The organism is Pseudomonas sp. MPR-R2A5 (genome assembly GCF_058793055.1).
The window spans coordinates 1-17,544 of record NZ_JBXAFK010000030.1; the positions used below are offsets into that span (position 1 = coordinate 1).

At 62.1% G+C, this 17,544-nt stretch carries 17 protein-coding genes, 1 tRNA gene and 1 pseudogene; 5 read left to right on the forward strand and 14 right to left on the reverse strand.

Features of this window, described 5'->3' with window-relative positions:
* Position 1: 1 nt before the first annotated feature.
* Positions 2–74: transfer RNA gene (locus tag AC1Q6I_RS20640), tRNA-Glu, on the reverse strand.
* A gap of 358 nt (positions 75–432) precedes the next feature.
* Between AC1Q6I_RS20640 and AC1Q6I_RS20645 the strand changes: the two genes are divergently transcribed.
* Together AC1Q6I_RS20645 and AC1Q6I_RS20650 are read left to right on the forward strand one after the other, a co-directional pair.
* On the forward strand, positions 433–1,203 hold the full coding sequence (locus tag AC1Q6I_RS20645; RefSeq protein ID WP_024074338.1) for a hypothetical protein: 771 nt from the start codon (positions 433–435) through the stop codon (positions 1,201–1,203).
* Between the two features lie 114 nt (positions 1,204–1,317).
* Positions 1,318–2,130 (forward strand): alpha/beta fold hydrolase, encoded by an 813-nt coding sequence (locus AC1Q6I_RS20650; protein ID WP_102624110.1) that lies wholly within the window; start codon positions 1,318–1,320, stop codon positions 2,128–2,130.
* A gap of 36 nt (positions 2,131–2,166) precedes the next feature.
* On the opposite strand, the gene AC1Q6I_RS20655 is transcribed toward AC1Q6I_RS20650, so the two are convergent.
* The 4 genes and pseudogenes from AC1Q6I_RS20655 to AC1Q6I_RS20670 all read right to left on the reverse strand — a co-directional run bounded on the left by AC1Q6I_RS20655 (position 2,167) and on the right by AC1Q6I_RS20670 (position 6,626).
* Positions 2,167–3,048 carry a methyl-accepting chemotaxis protein gene (locus tag AC1Q6I_RS20655; protein ID WP_370531106.1) on the reverse strand — a complete coding sequence of 294 codons (882 nt, stop codon included), beginning with the start codon at positions 3,046–3,048 and terminating at the stop codon, positions 2,167–2,169.
* Positions 3,028–4,134 (reverse strand): annotated as a pseudogene (locus AC1Q6I_RS20660) (HAMP domain-containing protein); the annotation flags it as partial. The pseudogene AC1Q6I_RS20660 and the gene AC1Q6I_RS20655, both read right to left, overlap by 21 nt.
* A gap of 114 nt (positions 4,135–4,248) precedes the next feature.
* Positions 4,249–5,661, reverse strand: a complete 1,413-nt coding sequence (locus AC1Q6I_RS20665; protein WP_102624109.1) for an aminotransferase-like domain-containing protein — start codon at positions 5,659–5,661, stop codon at positions 4,249–4,251.
* Positions 5,662–5,864: 203 nt separating this feature from the next.
* Positions 5,865–6,626: an SDR family oxidoreductase gene (locus AC1Q6I_RS20670; RefSeq protein ID WP_102624108.1), complete on the reverse strand. Its 762-nt coding sequence runs from the start codon at positions 6,624–6,626 to the stop codon at positions 5,865–5,867.
* A 227-nt stretch (positions 6,627–6,853) separates the two neighbouring features.
* Here AC1Q6I_RS20670 and AC1Q6I_RS20675 point away from each other — a divergent pair, with 227 nt between their 5' ends.
* Positions 6,854–7,861: an NADP-dependent oxidoreductase gene (locus AC1Q6I_RS20675; RefSeq protein WP_024074332.1), complete on the forward strand. Its 1,008-nt coding sequence runs from the start codon at positions 6,854–6,856 to the stop codon at positions 7,859–7,861.
* A gap of 62 nt (positions 7,862–7,923) precedes the next feature.
* Here the strand turns inward: AC1Q6I_RS20675 and pyrF are convergent, their stop codons facing one another.
* On the reverse strand, positions 7,924–8,622 hold the full coding sequence (pyrF, locus tag AC1Q6I_RS20680; RefSeq protein WP_069075589.1) for an orotidine-5'-phosphate decarboxylase: 699 nt from the start codon (positions 8,620–8,622) through the stop codon (positions 7,924–7,926).
* 260 nt (positions 8,623–8,882) lie between these two features.
* Here pyrF and AC1Q6I_RS20685 point away from each other — a divergent pair, with 260 nt between their 5' ends.
* A complete protein-coding gene (locus AC1Q6I_RS20685; protein ID WP_041161131.1) occupies positions 8,883–9,647 on the forward strand; it encodes a response regulator in 765 nt (254 codons plus the stop codon).
* A complete protein-coding gene (locus tag AC1Q6I_RS20690) occupies positions 9,647–10,681 on the forward strand; it encodes a sensor histidine kinase (RefSeq protein ID WP_069075588.1) in 1,035 nt (344 codons plus the stop codon). The genes AC1Q6I_RS20685 and AC1Q6I_RS20690 overlap by 1 nt, the downstream gene beginning before the upstream one ends.
* Before the next feature lie 27 nt (positions 10,682–10,708).
* Here the strand turns inward: AC1Q6I_RS20690 and AC1Q6I_RS20695 are convergent, their stop codons facing one another.
* The 8 genes from AC1Q6I_RS20695 to AC1Q6I_RS20730 form a co-directional block, all read right to left on the reverse strand.
* Complete coding sequence (locus AC1Q6I_RS20695; protein WP_024074328.1) at positions 10,709–11,770, reverse strand: AI-2E family transporter; 1,062 nt, start codon at positions 11,768–11,770, stop codon at positions 10,709–10,711.
* 72 nt (positions 11,771–11,842) lie between these two features.
* On the reverse strand, positions 11,843–12,661 hold the full coding sequence (locus tag AC1Q6I_RS20700) for a DUF4892 domain-containing protein (protein WP_024074327.1): 819 nt from the start codon (positions 12,659–12,661) through the stop codon (positions 11,843–11,845).
* A gap of 114 nt (positions 12,662–12,775) precedes the next feature.
* Positions 12,776–13,630 (reverse strand): alpha/beta hydrolase, encoded by an 855-nt coding sequence (locus AC1Q6I_RS20705; protein ID WP_102624107.1) that lies wholly within the window; start codon positions 13,628–13,630, stop codon positions 12,776–12,778.
* The gene (locus tag AC1Q6I_RS20710) at positions 13,627–14,430 is read right to left on the reverse strand and encodes an alpha/beta fold hydrolase (protein WP_024074325.1); all 804 of its coding nucleotides are present in this window, start codon (positions 14,428–14,430) and stop codon (positions 13,627–13,629) included. The genes AC1Q6I_RS20705 and AC1Q6I_RS20710 overlap by 4 nt, the downstream gene beginning before the upstream one ends.
* 97 nt (positions 14,431–14,527) lie before the next feature.
* Complete coding sequence (locus tag AC1Q6I_RS20715; protein WP_024074324.1) at positions 14,528–14,971, reverse strand: hotdog fold thioesterase; 444 nt, start codon at positions 14,969–14,971, stop codon at positions 14,528–14,530.
* A gap of 30 nt (positions 14,972–15,001) precedes the next feature.
* Positions 15,002–16,657, reverse strand: a complete 1,656-nt coding sequence (locus AC1Q6I_RS20720; protein ID WP_102624106.1) for an AMP-binding protein — start codon at positions 16,655–16,657, stop codon at positions 15,002–15,004.
* Between the two features lie 85 nt (positions 16,658–16,742).
* Positions 16,743–17,192, reverse strand: coding sequence for a phosphohistidine phosphatase SixA (gene sixA, locus AC1Q6I_RS20725; RefSeq protein ID WP_024074322.1), 450 nt, complete (start codon positions 17,190–17,192; stop codon positions 16,743–16,745).
* A complete protein-coding gene (locus AC1Q6I_RS20730) occupies positions 17,189–17,536 on the reverse strand; it encodes a DUF4389 domain-containing protein (RefSeq protein ID WP_024074321.1) in 348 nt (115 codons plus the stop codon). Before AC1Q6I_RS20730 ends, sixA begins: the two co-directional genes overlap by 4 nt.
* Positions 17,537–17,544: the final 8 nt, after the last annotated feature.

Below are 17,544 nucleotides of genomic sequence, written 5' to 3' on the forward strand. Positions count from 1 at the left end.
GCGTCCCCTAGGGGACTCGAACCCCTGTTACCGCCGTGAAAGGGCGGTGTCCTAGGCCACTAGACGAAGGGGACACACGTACAACATTCACTCCCTACCGCGTTTCGCTGTGTGCTTTACGCTGTAAGTGGCGCGCATTCTATGGATGGATTGAAAGGTCGTCAACCCCCAAGGATAAATTTATTTAAATCAATGACTTCGCCCCCGTTTACCGGCCTGCTCAGGCATTCTGCCCGTCCGCCCCTTGACGCCTATATTCTGACGCCCTACAAGACGCTATAGTTCGCTCCAGCAAATGATGGCAATGTGCATCCATGCAGGGAGCGCTGACCTATATAGAAGAAACTACCTGGGCAACTGGTCGAAGAGTCCTATCCGTCGGTTGTTCCAGTCACTACACTCAACAGCAAACCCTATAAAGAGGTCACACCGGTGACACCACTCATGATCACCCTGCTGGTAATAGCCGGGATCGTAATACTGATCGCCATTGGCTACATGAACCACGTGGTGGAAAACAACAAACTGGAAAAGAAGCGCACCGAGATCGAACTCAATGATCGGCTGCGTCGCTGCGGTGAAATCACCGAGACTTTCCCTGGCCAGTTGATGACCCCGGCGCTCAAGTTGTTGCTGACCCGCCTGGAACTCAACGTCAACCAACGCCTGTTGCACCTCAATAGGACCAACGCCGCGGTCAAGGCACGGATCGCCGAGCTCAATGCCCTGGTGGCCCAGGGTGAGTCGATTCCAGTCAACAACCCGCCCGCCCCGATCCAGACCGAAACCAAGGCCAAGGACGTGCGTTTCCTGCTGGAAGCCCTGCACGGCCAGGTCACCCGCGCCGCCCAGGATGGTTTCCTGCCGACCAACGAGGCCAAGCACTGGATAAAGGAAATTCGGCATATCCTGGTGCTGCTGCATATCGAGTTCTTCAATAACCTCGGCCAGCATGCCTTGCAGCAAGGCCAGCCGGGCCAGGCACGCCTGGCCTTCGAACGTGGCGTACAGTACCTGCGCAAACAGCCCGAACCGGTGCTGTACAGTGCGCAGCTGCAATTGCTGGAGTCGCAGCTGGCTCGCGCCAACTCCACGGTGCTGACCAACAGCAAGCCTGCCGAAGACGAAGTCAACGAACTGACGGAAGGCCTGAAAGTCGTCGACGCCGACGCCGAGTGGAAGAAGAAAGTCATCTACGACTGATCCCCACCGCCATGTGGCGACCGCCGTCGCCACATGCCATCACTTTGTACCTATCCCCCCGCTCTCGACTAGCGTAAAAAAGTGCCCCTCACTCCGTGAAGTTAGAGGCCTGCTATGCCTGTCGCCGTGATTGATGGACAACCGCTGCACTATCTCGACCTGGGTACCGGCCCAGCGGTGCTCCTGGGTTCAAGCTACCTGTGGGATCGCGATATGTGGGCGCCGCAGATTGAAGCCCTGTCGCAACAGTACCGCGTGCTCGTCCCCGAACTGTGGGGGCACGGCGAGTCGGGCCCGCTGCCCGCGTCAACCCGCTCCCTCGACGACCTGGCGCGCCAGGCCCTGGCCCTGCTCGATCAGTTGGAAATTGCCCAGGTCAACCTGGTCGGCCTGTCGGTCGGCGGTATGTGGGGCGCACGCCTGGCGTTGCAGGCACCTGGGCGCGTCAACAGCCTGGTGCTGATGGACACCTACCTCGGCGCCGAGCCCGAAGCCACGCGCCAGTACTATTTCTCGCTGTTCAAGATGATCGAAGACACCGGCGCGATCCCCGAGCCCTTGCTGGATGTCATCGCGCCGATCTTCTTCCGCCCCGGCATCGACCGCGAATCCGCGCTGTACCAGGACTATCGCAGGGCCCTGCAGTCATTCTCCCGGGAACGCCTGCTGCACAGCATCGTGCCCCTGGGCCGGCTGATCTTCAGCCGCTCGGATGTGCTGGAGCAATTGCCACGCCTGGATGCCGACACCACCCTGGTGATGTGCGGCGAGCAGGACAAACCGCGCCCACCCGCCGAGTCCGACGCCATGGCCAAGTTGATTGGCTGCAGCCTGACCCTGATCCCAGACGCCGGGCATATCTCCAGCCGGGAGAATCCGGACTTCGTCAATGAAGCCCTGCTGACCTTCCTCGCCAACCACGCCTGATCGCCCTGCCTTTTGATCGCCGCCAGCACGCGGCGATCAAAGGCGGAAGTGCCCCACCATCCCCTTCAGCTCCGCCCCCAACTGCGCCAGCTGGATGCTCGACGCGGCGTTGCCTTGCATACTCAATGCCGATTGATCGGCACTCGCGCGGATGCTGGTGACGCTACGATTGATCTCTTCGGCCACCGAGCTCTGCTGCTCGGCGGCGGCGGCGATCTGTTGGTTCATCTGCTGGATCAATGACACCGCGACGGCAATGCTGCCCAAGGCGCTTTCGGTTTCCAGCGCATCGCTCACCGCCAGTTTCACCAGCTCGCCACTCTGCTGGATCTGCTGCACCGACGACTGCGCCGCAGCACGCAGGGTGCTGACCAGACGCTCGATTTCCTCGGTCGACTGCTGGGTGCGCTTGGCCAGCGCGCGCACTTCATCGGCCACCACCGCAAAACCACGGCCTTGCTCGCCGGCCCGGGCCGCTTCGATTGCCGCATTCAAGGCGAGCAAGTTGGTCTGTTCGGCCACGCTTTTGATCACGCTCAACACCGTGCCGATGTTCTGGATTTCCGTACTCAGGCTGTCGATGCTGGCACTGGCGTGGGCGCTGGAGGTGGCCAGCAACTCTATGCGCTGCAAACTCTGGCGTACCACCTGCTGGCCACTGTCGACCTTGTCATCCGCCGTCTGCGCCGCTTGTGCAGCCTCCTCGGCGTTGCGCGCCACATCGTGCACCGTGGCGGTCATCTGGTTCATCGCGGTCGCCACTTGCTCGGTTTCTTCCTTCTGGCTGCTGACCTCGACGTTGGTCTGCTCAGTCACGCTGGATAACGTATGCGCCGAACTGGCCAGTTGCTCAATACCCGCCTGCAACCCGCTGACCATATGGCTAAGGCCATTGCCCATCTGCTGCATGGCCTGCATCAGTTGGCCGATCTCATCGCGGCGATCAACCTCCATGCGCCCACTCAGGTCTCCGGCGGCAATCTGCTGGGCCACCGCAATCACACTGCGCAGCGGCGCCACGATCAACCGGGTGATCACCCAGGCAGCGATCAGCCCCACCAACAATGCCAAGGCTGACGAGCCAACGATCAACATCGCGCTTTCCTTCAGTTGCGCCTGCATCGATTGGTCTTCGGTGGCGTAGGCCTGGTTGACTCGGCTGACCACTTGATCGGCGCGGTCATGCAACTGCTTGTAGACCACCTTTTCCTGGGCCAGCAGGCCGGTGTATTCACCGAGCTTTTCACTGAACGAGGCAATATGCCCGGACACTTCGTTAAGCACCGTCTGGTAACCCGGGTCCTTGACCGAAGTTTTCAGTTGTTCGACCTGGGCCAGGGCCTGGTCGGCCTGCTCGATCTTGCCCTGCTGAGAGTCATCGGCGTCGGCCTTGCGGCTCTGGTCGAGGCGCACATGGGCTTCGTTCATGGCTTGCAACATCAGGCGCGAGACCTGGCTGACCTGCCCCGCCTGCTCGATAAACTCGGCACCTTCCTTGCCCTGGCTCTCCTTGAGACCATACGCGCCATCGTCCGCCAGGCCGGCCTGCAACACGTCGAGGTTATTGGCCACGCTGGACACCGACCAGGTGGCCATTTCCAGGGCCAGGTCCTTGGTTTGGGTCAGCTCGACAAACTCATCGAATGCCTTGCGATAAGCCGCCAGGGCCTGCTCCACATCGGTCATCACTGGCACATTGGCGGCGGACTCTGCCTTGAGCCTGGCCGCCAGCGCCGCCAACGCGTCGACGCTCTCATGCAGGGCATCGACAGCCTTGGGGTCGGCGTGCAGCGCGTAGTCCTGCTCGATCAAGCGCACCTTGAACAGGCCGTTGTTGAGCGAAGACATTGCCTTGAGGCCTTCGAAACGCTGGCCAACGGTTTGCAGGGACCACACACCGATGGCCGCCACCAAAGCTGTCAGCAGCAGGACAAGAAGGAAGCCCAAGCCCAGTTTTTTCGCCATACCGAGGTTGGCGAAACGTCGTTGCACGGCCGAAATCATTGCACTTGAATCCTCTTGCAATGGCAGATGCCATAAGCCCGGTTTACAAGAAGCGAGATTCGCAACCCCAAGGCATTGAGCACAAGCTGTTGGCGCCGGAATAATGGCAAAAAGCTACACGCTCGTCGTTTTCAGAATGGTCGAGGTCGATCTGGTAGGGCCCAAGGCGCGGAATAACGCAAGTGCCCGTTGATCATCAGCATAGGCCACATTGATGCGCAGCCACTCACTGGATTCACCCGTCGGGTTGAACAGCGCCCCCGGTGACAACAAGACGCCGAACTTGCGCGCATATGCCTGCAGCCGCGAACGATCCGCCACGGCAGGCCGCACCCACAGGAACATCCCGCCGGCCGGCACGGCAAACACCTGCCATTCCTCATCCTCCAGTACCTGCAAGGTGGCGGTCATCTGCGTGCCCAGGCGTTTGCGCAGGCGCTGCACCCACTTGCGGTAGGTACCATTGGCCAGCAACGTGGCCACCACCGCCTCGGCAAAGCGCGAAGTACCGATGCCGGTCAGGGTCTTGAGGTGAGCCAAGCGGGCAATGAGCGCGGTGCTGGCGCTGAGGTAGCCCACCCGCAAGGCGCTACTGAGGGTCTTGGAAAAACTCGAGACATAGATGACCCGGTCATCATGGGGCAGCGCCGACAGTCGCGTGCAGCTGGCGTGTTGCAGGTCGCCGTAGACATCCTCTTCGATGATCAGGAAATCCTCGCGGCGTGCCAGTTCGAGCAAACGCTCGGCGACCGCGCGGCACAGGCTGGTGCCGGTGGGGTTGTGATAGAGGCTGTTGATGAACAGGCACGTGGGGTGATGCCGTTGCAGCAGCGCCTCCAGCGCCGGGATGTCCGGGCCGCCACGGGTCCGAGGCACTTCCAGCAACGTGACGCCATGATGCGCCAATTGGCGATAGAGGTTGCCATAGCCTGGGGTCTCGACCACGACGGTGTCGCCCGCCTTGAGCAAGGTGCGTATCAACAGGTCCTGGGCATGGCTGGCGCCCTGGGTGGTGAGAATGCGATCGAGGCTGGTGGCCACGCGGATCTGGGTCAGGCGCTTGAGCAACTGCTCGCGCAACGCCGGCAACCCCAGCGGCGTACTGTAGTTGAACAAACCGCCGGTATCGGTGCGACAGATTTCGCGAATCGCATAGCTGATGTCATCACTTTCGCGCCAGGCGTCCGGCAACCAGCCACACCCCAGTTTCAGTTCACCCAATGGGCTATCGGTAAAGTCCCCCCATTCCCGTTCCGCGCCTTCATACCAGTGGTATTCGTGGACGGTGGGAGGACGCGCGACCACGAACCCCGCCCCCTGTTTCGAGGCCAGCACCCCTTGGGCCACCATGCGTTCGAATGCCTCGATGACACTGGACTGGCTGAGCAAGTTGTCGAGGGCCAACTGGCGGATGGACGGCAAGCGGGTACCGGGGCTGACCCCGCTCTTGCGAATCCATTCCGCCACCGCATTGACGATTTGCTGCACCACCGGTACAAGGGCTTGTCGATCGATCCCTAAATCCATGAGCCACTCACTTCAACTGTCTGTTATTCAACCTCAAACAGTTAAGCACAGAAGCCCAGCCAAACCGGCCGACAACTTTTATTAAAGTATTGATTTTATTAGCTTATTTACCTGGTGATACACATTCACACGCGGCGCTTTGCCAGCTCTGGAAACGCCCCACAGCGCCTCATGCCTTTTCGAATGGCGCGCTGCACGGAGTCCTAGATTGCCGTCGCGCCACCGTCCACCGCGAGCGCATGGCCAGTTGTGAAGGCAGCCCCATCACTGCACAGGTACAACACGGCGCTGGCGATTTCCTCGACCTTGCCGATGCGCCCTACCGGATGCATGGCCGCTGCAAATTCGGCTTTGCGCGGCTCGGCTTCATAGGCACGGCGGAACATATCGGTATCAATCACCGCCGGGCATACCGCGTTGACACGAATTTTCTTTTTCGCATATTCGATGGCCGCCGACTTCGTCAGGCCGATCACCGCATGCTTGGAGGCAGCGTAGATGCTCATCTTCGGCGCCGCGCCCAACCCCGCCACCGATGCGGTATTGACGATCGCACCGCCGCCCTGGGCCAGCAGCAACGGCAGTTGGTACTTCATGCACAGCCAAACCCCTTTCACGTTGACGCCCATGATGGCGTCGAACTCATCCAGGCTGCCGTCGGCCAGCTTGCCCTTCTCGATCTCGATGCCCGCATTGTTGAAGGCATAGTCCAGGCGGCCATACACGGCGACGGTCTGCGCCATCAGTTGCTGCACATCCGCTTCAAGCGTGACGTTGCAACGCACAAACAGCGCTTCACCACCGGCCTGCCGGATCAGCTCGACGGTGCCCTCGCCCCCTGCCACATCCAAGTCGGCTACCACGACCTTCAAGCCTTCACCTGCGAATGCCAGGGCGGTCGCGCGGCCGATACCGGCGGCGGCGCCAGTGACCAGGGCGACCTGGCCGGAAAACGTCATGCTCATGGAGGATGTCCTTTGGGAAAAGTTACCGTGGGACGAGTCTAGCCAACAGCCGGATAGGCGCGTCAGCACTATCAGAAGGCCGGTTGAGGCTGTATGCGTCGCAGTGATAAGGCGTCGCGGTGCACTATCATCACGGCCTATCGACGGGCATTCGCCCGCCTCGGACAACCTTGCTTCCAGGCCATCTTGGGTCTATCACTCAGGTTCATTTCTAAAGAGCCCTTGCCATGACCGCCCAGACCAACCGCCAGTTCCTGCTTGCCAAACGCCCGGTCGGCGCAGCCACGCGGGAAACCTTCACCTACCAGGAAGTGCCCGTGGGCACGCCCCAGGAGGGGCAGGTGCTGGTGCACAACGAATACCTGTCCCTCGACCCGGCCATGCGCGGCTGGATGAATGAGGGCAAATCCTACATTCCCCCCGTCGGTATCGGCGAAGTCATGCGTGCGCTGGGCGTGGGCAAGGTGATTGCCTCGAACAACCCGAACTTTGCAGTGGGGGACTACGTAAACGGTGCCCTGGGCGTGCAGGATTACTTTCTGGGCGAGCCGCGTGGTTTCTATAAGGTCGACCCGCAACTCGCGCCCCTGCCCCGCTACCTCTCGGCACTGGGCATGACCGGCATGACCGCCTACTTTGCCCTGCTGGACACCGGCGCGCCCAAGGCTGGCGAAACGGTGGTGATCTCCGGCGCGGCCGGTGCGGTCGGCAGCATTGCCGGGCAGATTGCCAAGATCAAAGGCTGTCGCGTGGTAGGCATTGCCGGCGGTGCCGACAAGTGCAAGTTCCTGGTGGATGAGCTGGGCTTCGACGCCGCCATCGACTACAAGAACGAAGACGTGCCCGCCGCTCTCAAGCGCGAGTGCCCCAAAGGCGTGGATGTGTATTTCGATAACGTCGGCGGCGATATTCTCGACGCCGTGCTCAGCCGCCTGGCACTCAAAGCCCGCGTGGTGATTTGCGGTGCCATCAGCCAGTACAACAATAAGGAGGCCGTGAAAGGCCCGGCCAATTATCTGTCATTGCTGGTCAATCGCGCGCGTATGGAAGGCTTCGTGGTGATGGACCATGCGGCGAACTTTGCGGCGGCCGGGCAGGAAATGGCCAGCTGGATGGCCCAGGGCAAGCTCAAGAGCAAGGAAGATATCGTGGAGGGGCTGGAGACATTCCCGGAGACGCTGATGAAGCTGTTCAACGGGGAAAACTTTGGCAAGTTGGTGCTCAAGGTCGACTGATCGACAACCGCTGTAAATATGGGAAGGGCTTGCCCCCTCCCATATTTTTGATCGGTGACTGATCAGGCGATCTCGGCCACTACCGCCGCCAACGCTTTGGCCGGATCGGCTGCCTGGCTGATCGGACGGCCGATCACCAGGTAATCAGAGCCTGCATCCAGTGCCTGACGCGGCGTCAGGATACGACGCTGGTCATCCTGGGCACTGCCCGCCGGGCGAATGCCCGGGGTCACCAGTTGCAGCGACGGGTGAGCGGTCTTCAGGGCCTGGGCTTCCAGCGCCGAGCAAACCAGGCCATCCAGGCCGGCTTTGTCGGCCAGGGCGGCCAGGCGCAGCACTTGTTCCTGAGGCTCGATGTCCAGGCCGATGCCGGCCAGGTCTTCACGCTCCATGCTGGTCAGCACGGTGACACCGATCAGCAACGGTTTGGGGCCGCTGCGCTGTTCCAGCACTTCGCGGCAGGCTGTCATCATGCGCAGGCCGCCGGAGCAGTGCACGTTGACCATCCACACGCCCATTTCAGCCGCAGCCTTGACCGCCATCGCAGTGGTGTTGGGGATGTCGTGGAATTTCAGGTCGAGGAACACTTCGAAGCCTTTGTCACGCAGGGTGCCGACAATTTCCGCGGCGCAACTGGTGAAGAGTTCCTTGCCGACTTTGACCCGGCAAAGCTTCGGGTCCAACTGATCAGCCAGCTTCAGTGCGGCGTCACGGGTGGGGTAATCCAGGGCGACGATGATAGGAGTCTGGCAGACGGACATTGGAATAGGCTCTCAGGCAAGTCGAAATCGGCGCGGATTGTAGCGCAAGCGGCGCCGTTGCGGGATCCGATGATCGGTAAATACTGACCAGGCGCCGTCGGACAGGCCTTTTCGGCGAATTATTTCAAAGCCGATACATTCACGACATGCCCTCAACACGCCCCAAGGCTAGGCTCGCCCGCACGACCCACCGTGCAGCACTTCCAGCCATGGGGCTGGGCGCCTATGCTGACCGCTACAACCAGGCAGATGATCGCACTATGCATACCCCTTCGGCTTCTGTGAACGACGAGCAAAAAAGCGCGGTGATCGCCGATGAAAAGCGCTGGAATACCCGAGCGCTGATCGTAGACGACGATGTGCCGATCCGAGAACTGCTGATCGACTATCTGGCGCGTTTCAATATTCTCGCCAGCGGCGTGACCGACGGCGCCGCGATGCGCGTGGCCATGCAAGCGGAAACGTTCGACGTGGTGGTGCTCGACCTGATGCTGCCGGGCGAAGACGGCCTGTCGCTGTGCCGCTGGCTGCGCGCCGAATCGGATATCCCGATCCTGATGCTCACCGCCCGCTGCGAACCCACTGACCGCATCATCGGCCTGGAGCTGGGCGCCGACGACTATATGTCCAAGCCGTTCGAACCCCGTGAGCTGGTCGCGCGTATCCAGACCATCCTGCGCCGGGTACGCGATGACCGCACTGAGCAGCGCGCCAACATCCGCTTCGACAGTTGGCGCCTGAACAGTGTGCTGCGCCAACTGGTGGCCGACGATGGCCTGGTGGTACCGCTGTCCAACGCCGAATTCCGCCTGCTGTGGGTATTTATCGAGCGGCCGCGTCGGGTGCTCAGCCGCGAACAATTGCTGGATGCCGCCCGTGGGCGCTCTATCGAGGCGTTTGATCGCAGCATCGACTTGCTGGTTTCACGCCTGCGCCAGAAGCTGGGCGATGACCCGAAGGCACCGCAATTGATCAAGACCGTGCGTGGTGAAGGCTACCTGTTCGACGCGCGGGATATCGGCTGATGCGCAACACCTTCAACACGCTGTTCGGCAGGCTGTTCGGCGTGTTGCTGATTGCGATTGTGCTGGCCCATGGCCTGGCGTTCTTTTGGTTTCACCACTACGGCCCGCCGCCGCCACCGCCTGCAGAAACCTTCGTGCAGCAGCCCGATGGCACGATGAAGCCCCTGCACAAGCATCGTCGCCCGTGGTTTGGTGGCCCGGTGGTACCGCTGACGTTTCAGTTCATCTCGTTGATCATCGCGGCCTGGTACGGCGCCAAACTGTTGAGCCGACCGATCCAGCGCCTGAGTGCGGCGGCCGAACGCTTGAGCCTCGACCTCGACAGCCCGCCCCTCGACGAATCCGGCCCCAGGGAAGCCCGACAGGCGGCATCGACCTTCAACCTGATGCAAAAGCGCATTCGCGAGCAGGTCAGCCAGCGTGCACGCATGCTCGGCGCGGTCTCCCATGACCTGCGCACCCCGCTGTCACGCCTCAAGCTGCGCCTGGAGCAGATCGAAGACACCAAGCTGCAAGGCCAGATGCGCCAGGACCTGGACGACATGATCGGCATGCTCGACGCTACCCTGAGCTACCTGCATGAACAGCGCACCAGCGAAACCCGACATTGGCTCGACGTCCAGGCACTGGTGGAGTCCCTCAGCGAGAACGCCCAGGACCAAGGTTCCGATGTGCAGTTTGCCGGCACCTGCGCGCCTTTGCAGGTGCAGCCCATGGCGCTGCGCTCCTGCCTGAACAACCTGATCGACAACGCCCTGCGCTACGCTGGCACGGCGCGTGTGGAACTGCAGGATAGCCGCGAGGCCCTGATTATCCGCGTGATCGACCACGGGCCGGGGATTGCGGCGGATAAACGCGAAGCGGTGTTCGAACCGTTCTATCGGCTGGAAGGCTCACGCAACCGCAACTCCGGCGGCGTCGGCCTGGGGATGACAATCGCCAAGGACGCGGTGGAGCGTCTCGGCGGCCGCCTGAGCCTGGAAGACACTCCGGGCGGCGGCCTCACCGCCGTCATGTGGCTCCCCCGCCGCTAGGGGGAGTTGAAGCCGTAGCGACTGCCTCTACAGCGTTTTGTCATCACGCCGCCCCTGGGCCTGGGTCGCGCTCCAATCCATCAAGAGGCTGTACGCCACCGCCAACAGGGTCGGGCCGATAAACAGGCCGATAAAGCCAAAAGCGATCAACCCGCCGAACACCCCAAGCAGCACGATAACCAGCGGCAGGTTGCCGCCACGGCTAATCAGGTACGGCTTGAGCACGTTGTCCACGCCGCTGATGATGAACGTGCCCCACACGCCGAGGAACACCGCATACGTGTAATCGCCCTTCCACGCCAGCCAGGCCGTGGCCGGAATCCACACCAGCGGTGGCCCCATGGGGATCAGGCTGAGCAGGAAGGTGACAATACCCAATACCAGTGCGCCCGGCACACCGGCGATCAGGAAGCCGATCAGCGCCAGCAACGCCTGGGCGGCGGCGGTACCGATTACGCCGTTGACCACGCGCTGCACGGTGCCAGCCACCAACTCGATGTAATAACCGGCACGGTCACCAATCAGGCGCTCCAGCAAGCGGTGCACGAACATCGCCAGGCGCGGCCCGTCACGATAGAAAAAGAACACGAACACCAGGCTCAGGGTCAGCTCCAGAATGCCGCCGCCGATCTGCGCACTGCGCGCCAGCAGCCAATTCCCGACCTGCCCCAGGTACGGCTTGAGGCTGACCATCAGCGCCGCGCCCTGCTGGTCAATGCTGTCCCACATCGCCACCAACCGCTCGCCGACAAACGGGATCGAACCCAGCCAGGTCGGCGCCGCGGGCAAACCGTCGACCTGAATATCCTTGATCAGCGCCACCGCATCACGCACATGGTCCGCCAGGTTGAACCCGAGCCACACCAATGGCACCGCCACCAGCAGCATCCAGCCCAGGGTCAGGATGCCGGCGGCCAGGGATTCACGACCGCCGAGCCAACGGGTGAGCAGACGCATCAGCGGCCAACTGGCAAACGCCAGCACCGCGCCCCAGAACAGCGCCGACCAGAACGGCGCCATCACCCAGAAGCTGGCACCGAACAGCACCAGCAGCAGGATTTGCACCAGCAGGCGATCGTTATTGAGCATGGGGTATCTCTAGCAAAAGGCTGTAGGAGGAGAGCTTAGGCGAACGGCACGGGTCCGTTCGCCCTGTTACGGTCAGCGTATCAGATGCAGGTGCAGACCCTTGGCTTGATCCGTGCCGGTCTCCAGCCGCGTAGCCCGCACACCGCTGTCAACCAGGGCCTGGCGCCACGCTTCGGCAGTAGGGCCGGTCAAACTGACACGCAAGGTGGTGTCGAGGTTCAACCCGCGGGATATCAAGGTCAACCAGGTGGCGTCAGGGTCTGTGCCCAAGGTCGGGAAGTCCAGTTCGCCGGTGCTTTTCAGCTCTCGCAACAGCGTGGCGGAGGTTGGCAGCAGCTCGCCGAGCGGTGCGCCAGCGTCTATTTGCTCGACATGCAGATAAGCCCGGCGATTGCCCCGGGTGATGCCGTACAGCGCCACGAGGGAGTTTTCCTGCGGGGCGGCCAGGCGCAAGAGCAGGTACTCCTGCTGGCCGTCGGCGCCGACCAGCTTGGCATTGCCGAACACTTCATTGGCCCACAGGCTGCTTTCGCCGCAATCGCGGGCCTGGCACCAGAACAGCAGTTGCGCGCCCTTGGCCTGCAAGGCTTCGCGCGTGGCAGTGAAAGCGGCGCTGGAGGTGTGTTCGGCGGGCAGTTCATAGGTGATCGCCGTGGTTCGCCCGCGGGCAGTGGCCTGGCCTTCGTAGCGCAGTTGGCCGCTGATCTTGCGGATCGCGCCCATGGGGTAGATGCGTTCCTTTTCTTCAGCGGGGCGGTAATCGACGATTTGCGCATCAACCTGGCGGGACACGGCAGGTAAATCCTGGCTTCCCGGCACATCGGCGGCGAACACCAAGGGGCTGAAACAGCACAGGCCGAGGGCACGGATACATCCTTTACGCAGGCTCATCGGATCGGCAAGCCCTGGCCATCGGAGGTCACAGCAGTTTCAAGATCGGTGTTGAGATCGTACATGGTTGACTCCCTTTCAATCCGCCCAGCCTCGGCAGTTGCCCGCGCCAAGTCAAGGCGCGTGGAAGAACCGATTGAAACAGTCTGCAACAAGGACCGCGCCCGGCTCATCATTCAGGTGTAAATGATGGCCTCCCGGCAGCGTTGTGACCGTAAAGGGTAGTTGAGAAAGCAATTCGGAATGTTTCGCCAGCATGCCGTCAGCCGCGACCACCAATTGCGTAGGGCAACTCACTCTGCGCACGAACGCCATCGCCTGCTCATCAGTCAGACGCATCGGCGACGCCAGGGTCAGGCGGCTGTCGGTACGCCACGTGTAACCGCCCGGCACCGGCATCAAACCGCGCTGGGCCAGCAGTTCCGCGGCTTCGCGGCTGACAGCCACCACCCCTTTCATGCGCGCCTCGACCGCACGCTCCAGGGTGCTGTAGACCGGTTTGCGCTTGTCCCGCAGGTTCAGTTGCGCCTGCAACGCCATGCCCAGGCGCTCAGCGGCATTCTCGCCACTGGCGGTCGGCGGGATCACGCCGTCGATCAACCCCAGGTGCGTCACGCGCTCCGGCAAGGCGCCGGCCAGTACCAACGAGACGATGGCGCCTAGAGAGTGGCCAAGTAATGCAAAACGTTTCCAGCCCAGTTGCTCGGCGACTTGCAGCACGTCAAAGACATAATCCCACAAGGCATAACCGGCTCCGACAGGGCGATGCGCCGAATGCCCGTGCCCGGCCATGTCCAGTGCGACGATGCGCAAGCCCTGCAGCTTCGGCGCCAACCGCGCAAAGCTGTTGGCATTATCCAGCCAGCCATGCAGGGCGATCACCGGCACGCCATCCTCGGGGCCGAACAGGTGCGCCGCCAATTCGATATGCGGCAAGCTCAGGCGAACCTCTTCGACCGGCGTACTCATGCGCAACTGCGCTCGCGGGTCTGCCAACGAGTGAACAGGTTCTTGATCAAGGTTGCAGTGTCCTGGGGGCGTTCAAGGGGAAACATGTGGCCGCCCGGCATGGTGAGCATTTCGCCCATGGGCAAGCGGTCGACGCCGCTGGCATGATGACGCATCACCACCCGGCTCTGGCGACCTCGCACCACTGCCAAGGGCACTTTCAACTGGCGCACCTGACCTGGGCTGGTGTGGGGCACGCCTCGGTAGATGCTGATTTCGGTAGCGGGGTCAAAGCGCAGGCGCAGGCGATCACCCACCTGGTGCAGGCCGTGTTGCAGATAGGCGTCGAAGCATTCCGGGTCGAAGCCGCGAAACAGGGTCTTGCCCGCGAAATAACTGCGCGCGGCCTCCAGGTCTGTGAACTCTTCGCGACGCCCCAGGGTACGCCCGGCCGGCGTGAGGCGATCGATAAAGCCAAAGCGCTTGGCGGCACGGATCACCCAACGGTCCGCGCGGGTCAGCACTGGCGAATCGAGCATCACCACGCCGCGATACAGCTGCGGGCAGCGCATGGCCGCATGCAAATGCAGTACACCGCCCAGGGAATGGCCTACCCCCCACACCGGTTCTGGCTGTTGCTCCAGATGGTGGATCAGTTCGTCCACCAGGTTCTGCCAGTTATCGTCCACTGGGAACCTGGGGTCGTGGCCGTGCTGCGGCAGATGGGCCACGGCATATTCCGGCGCCAGGGCGGCAAACAGCTTGCCGTAGGTAGCGGAAGGAAAGCCATTGGCGTGGGCAAAAAACACAGGCTGCGACATACCGGTTCCATCGACAAAAAACAGACACTGATTGTCCCACGCCTGGCTCGGACAGCAATGACCGTAACCGCCAGGAATGATGACACTCACGCCACGCCTATCGCGCCGGCGGGGTCTCGCCCAGGGGCACCACGGCCATGGTCAGGCGCGAGACACAACTGGTCTTGCCTTCATCGTTGGTCAGGCGGATGTCCCACACCTGCGTGGTGCGGCCGATATGAATCGCCTTGGCCACCGCCGTCACCCGCCCGCTGCGCACCCCGCGCAGGTGGTTGGCGTTGACCTCCAGGCCCACGCAATAGAACTTGCTGGCATCGATGCACAGGTAGGCGGCCATGGAGCCGACACTTTCGGCCAGCACCACCGACGCCCCGCCGTGCAGCAGGCCGTAGGGCTGGTGGGTGCGATGGTCAACCACCATGCTGGCGGTCAGGGACTCGTCGTCGAAACTTTCGAAACGAATATCCAGCAACTCACCAATGGTGTTTTTCTGGCTCGCGTTGAGTTGCTCGATATTGGGTTGGGTGCGCCACAGGCTCATACCGTTGTCCTTGTTGGTTTTATGATGGCCCTAATCCTGCCACAGAATCACTTCGGTGCGCTCGCTCCACACCTGAAACTGTGGACCGTAAGTCGATTCAATCACGTTGCGCTTGATCTTCAGGGTCGGCGTCAGAAAGCCGTTTTCTACCGCCCAGGTGTCTTTTACCACCACCAGTTGCCGCAAACGCTCATGTTTGTCCAAGGCCGCGTTGACCTGTTCCAGCCAACGCTCGAGGCTGTCCTGCAAGGCATGGCGCGCCTCGGGCTGGCCCACCGTTGACAGCACGCACAGGCCCATGGGCGCGGTAAGGCCGTCACCGACCACACATACCTGTTCGATGCGCGCATGTTCGGCCAGGCGGTTTTCAATCGGTGCCGGGGCCACGTATTTGCCTTTGCTGGTCTTGAAGATTTCCTTGAGCCGTCCGGTCAGGCGCAGGCGGCCGTCGGCGTCCTGCTCCCCCTTGTCGCCAGTGCGCAGGAAGCCATCTTCGGTCAGCACTTCAGCCGTTCTTTGCGCGTCCTTGAAGTAGCCCAGCATGGTCGCGCCACTACGCACCTGCACTTCACCGGCCTGGTCAATGCGCACTTCAACGCCGGGGCACGGCAGGCCGATCCAGCCGATCTTCTGCTGGCCAGGGCGGCACACATGGGAGTAGCCACAGTTCTCGGTCATGCCATACACCTCCAGCACATCCAGACCCAGGCGCTGATACCAGCGCAGCAAGGCCTCAGGCACCGGCGCCGCGCCGGAGAGTGCAATGCGCAGCGCGTCGAGCCCCAGGCCGGCGAGGACTTTATGGCCCACGCGCTTACCGATAAATGGCAGGCGCAACAACCTGTCCAGGCGCTTTCCCGGGATCCTGGCATAGACGCCCATCTGGAATTTGGTCCAGATACGCGGTACGCCAAACAACGCCGTGGGCCGCGCCCGACGCAGATCCGTCAGAAAAGTATCGAGGCTTTCAGCGAAATAAACGGTTTGCCCGGTATAGATAGAAGCCATTTCCACAAACATCCGCTCCGCCACATGGCACAGCGGCAGGTAGGACAACAGCCGGTCGCCCTCCCCCAGGCCAAACAACTCAGTGCCGTGCGTAGCGGCAAAGCCCAGGGCGCCAAAGCTGTGCATCACGCCTTTGGGCAGGCCGGTGGTGCCGGAGGTATAAATGATGGTGGCGAGGGCCGAGGCCGGCGGTAGCGGATCATCCTGGATCGGTGAACAGGCTTGCAGGTCGGCCCAGCGGTAATCAAAGTCGCCGGCCGGGCAAAGCGGCAGGCTGATGGTGGGCACGCCGGCAGGCACGCCGGGGGCCATGGTCGGCCAGTCATCGAGCTTGCCGATGAATGCCAGAACGGCCTCGGAATGCTGCAGCACATGGGTAACGGAATCGGCGGTGAGGTTGGGATAGAGCGGCACCGAGACATGCCCGGCCATCCATATCGCGAGGTCAGCGATGATCCAGTGCGCGCAGTTTTTCGAGATCAGAGCGATATGCGAGCCCTGGGGCAGCTCCCTGGCGCGCAGCCAATGCGCAGCGCAGCGTGCCTGGTGGCCGACATCACCCCAGGTGAGGGTCTGTACCGCGCCACCCCCGATGGGCTGGACAAGAAAAGGTTGGCGCGGGTGCCGCGCTTCACGTTCGTAGAAGACCTGCAACGGCAAACGAAAAGCGACAGGCATGGGACGCGCTCCTTTGTGATCCGGCGATAGCCAACCAAGCACTTGCTTGGTTGGCTATATAGCACACACAAAGCCGCGAGAAAGCCTACGGATTCTTCACACTGACCAGGCTCATCAGCCCCGCCAACGGGAAGTCGCCCTCTAGCTCCGCCAGGCTGGCGGTGTGCATGGGCTGCGGCTGACGCTGATGACCATGCTGCAGAAAGCTGATCAAGCTGCCGACCAGGGGCTGATGGCTGACCAGCAGCACATTGTCATCGCTGTCGAGCTTGTTCAGAACCTCCAGCGGATTGCCCTCCGGCGTGAGCCAAGGCACCGTGCGGATGTCCGCTTCAAAACCCAACGCCTGCCGCACCAACTGTGCAGTTTGCTGCGCCCGCACGTACGGGCTGGCAATGATCGCGTCCACAGGCTGGCCGATCAGGTGCGCCGCACTGCGCAACACCTCGGCACGGCCATGCTCGGTGAGTTCGCGCTCGGCATCGGTACGGGCATGGCCCTCGGCCTCACCGTGACGCAACACCCACAACTTCATAGCTTCGGCTCCTCGTCGCGCACCGGGTGCGGTGCCGGCGGCACGCTGTGGGCGGCTTCACCTTCCGGCGCGCGCGGGGTTGGCCAATCGGCGAACGGCCATGGCTTTTGTTCGGTGTGGAAACTGCCAAAGCGGCCGATCTGCGCGAGAAACTGGCTGAGGCTATCGCCAAAGTTCATCAGGCCCAGGTTCGGTGCGCCGTAGACCAGGCGGTAAACCAACTGCACCACCACCAGCGCGCCGAGCAGGAACTGCGCCACTTGCCACACCAGGGCAAACACCAGCATCCACAGGATGCGCAAGGCAATGGATTCGTACTTGGGAGCTGCTTTCGGATCGTTCATGACGCGTT

What these genes read in the sequence shown, in the direction of transcription:
- AC1Q6I_RS20715 (WP_024074324.1), bottom strand. Translation starts at nt 14,971, where the DNA reads ATGAGCCTGTGGCGCACCCAACCCAATATCGAGCAACTCAACGCGAGC.
- AC1Q6I_RS20700 (WP_024074327.1), bottom strand. Translation starts at nt 12,661, where the DNA reads ATGAGCCTGCGTAAAGGATGTATCCGTGCCCTCGGCCTGTGCTGTTTC.
- AC1Q6I_RS20720 (WP_102624106.1), bottom strand. Translation starts at nt 16,657, where the DNA reads ATGCCTGTCGCTTTTCGTTTGCCGTTGCAGGTCTTCTACGAACGTGAA.
- AC1Q6I_RS20695 (WP_024074328.1), bottom strand. Translation starts at nt 11,770, where the DNA reads ATGCTCAATAACGATCGCCTGCTGGTGCAAATCCTGCTGCTGGTGCTG.
- AC1Q6I_RS20675 (WP_024074332.1), top strand. Translation starts at nt 6,854, where the DNA reads ATGACCGCCCAGACCAACCGCCAGTTCCTGCTTGCCAAACGCCCGGTC.
- sixA (WP_024074322.1), bottom strand. Translation starts at nt 17,192, where the DNA reads ATGAAGTTGTGGGTGTTGCGTCACGGTGAGGCCGAGGGCCATGCCCGT.
- AC1Q6I_RS20710 (WP_024074325.1), bottom strand. Translation starts at nt 14,430, where the DNA reads ATGTCGCAGCCTGTGTTTTTTGCCCACGCCAATGGCTTTCCTTCCGCT.
- AC1Q6I_RS20730 (WP_024074321.1), bottom strand. Translation starts at nt 17,536, where the DNA reads ATGAACGATCCGAAAGCAGCTCCCAAGTACGAATCCATTGCCTTGCGC.
- AC1Q6I_RS20665 (WP_102624109.1), bottom strand. Translation starts at nt 5,661, where the DNA reads ATGGATTTAGGGATCGATCGACAAGCCCTTGTACCGGTGGTGCAGCAA.
- pyrF (WP_069075589.1), bottom strand. Translation starts at nt 8,622, where the DNA reads ATGTCCGTCTGCCAGACTCCTATCATCGTCGCCCTGGATTACCCCACC.
- AC1Q6I_RS20685 (WP_041161131.1), top strand. Translation starts at nt 8,883, where the DNA reads ATGCATACCCCTTCGGCTTCTGTGAACGACGAGCAAAAAAGCGCGGTG.
- AC1Q6I_RS20655 (WP_370531106.1), bottom strand. Translation starts at nt 3,048, where the DNA reads ATGCAGGCCATGCAGCAGATGGGCAATGGCCTTAGCCATATGGTCAGC.
- AC1Q6I_RS20705 (WP_102624107.1), bottom strand. Translation starts at nt 13,630, where the DNA reads ATGAGTACGCCGGTCGAAGAGGTTCGCCTGAGCTTGCCGCATATCGAA.
- AC1Q6I_RS20690 (WP_069075588.1), top strand. Translation starts at nt 9,647, where the DNA reads ATGCGCAACACCTTCAACACGCTGTTCGGCAGGCTGTTCGGCGTGTTG.
- AC1Q6I_RS20650 (WP_102624110.1), top strand. Translation starts at nt 1,318, where the DNA reads ATGCCTGTCGCCGTGATTGATGGACAACCGCTGCACTATCTCGACCTG.
- AC1Q6I_RS20670 (WP_102624108.1), bottom strand. Translation starts at nt 6,626, where the DNA reads ATGAGCATGACGTTTTCCGGCCAGGTCGCCCTGGTCACTGGCGCCGCC.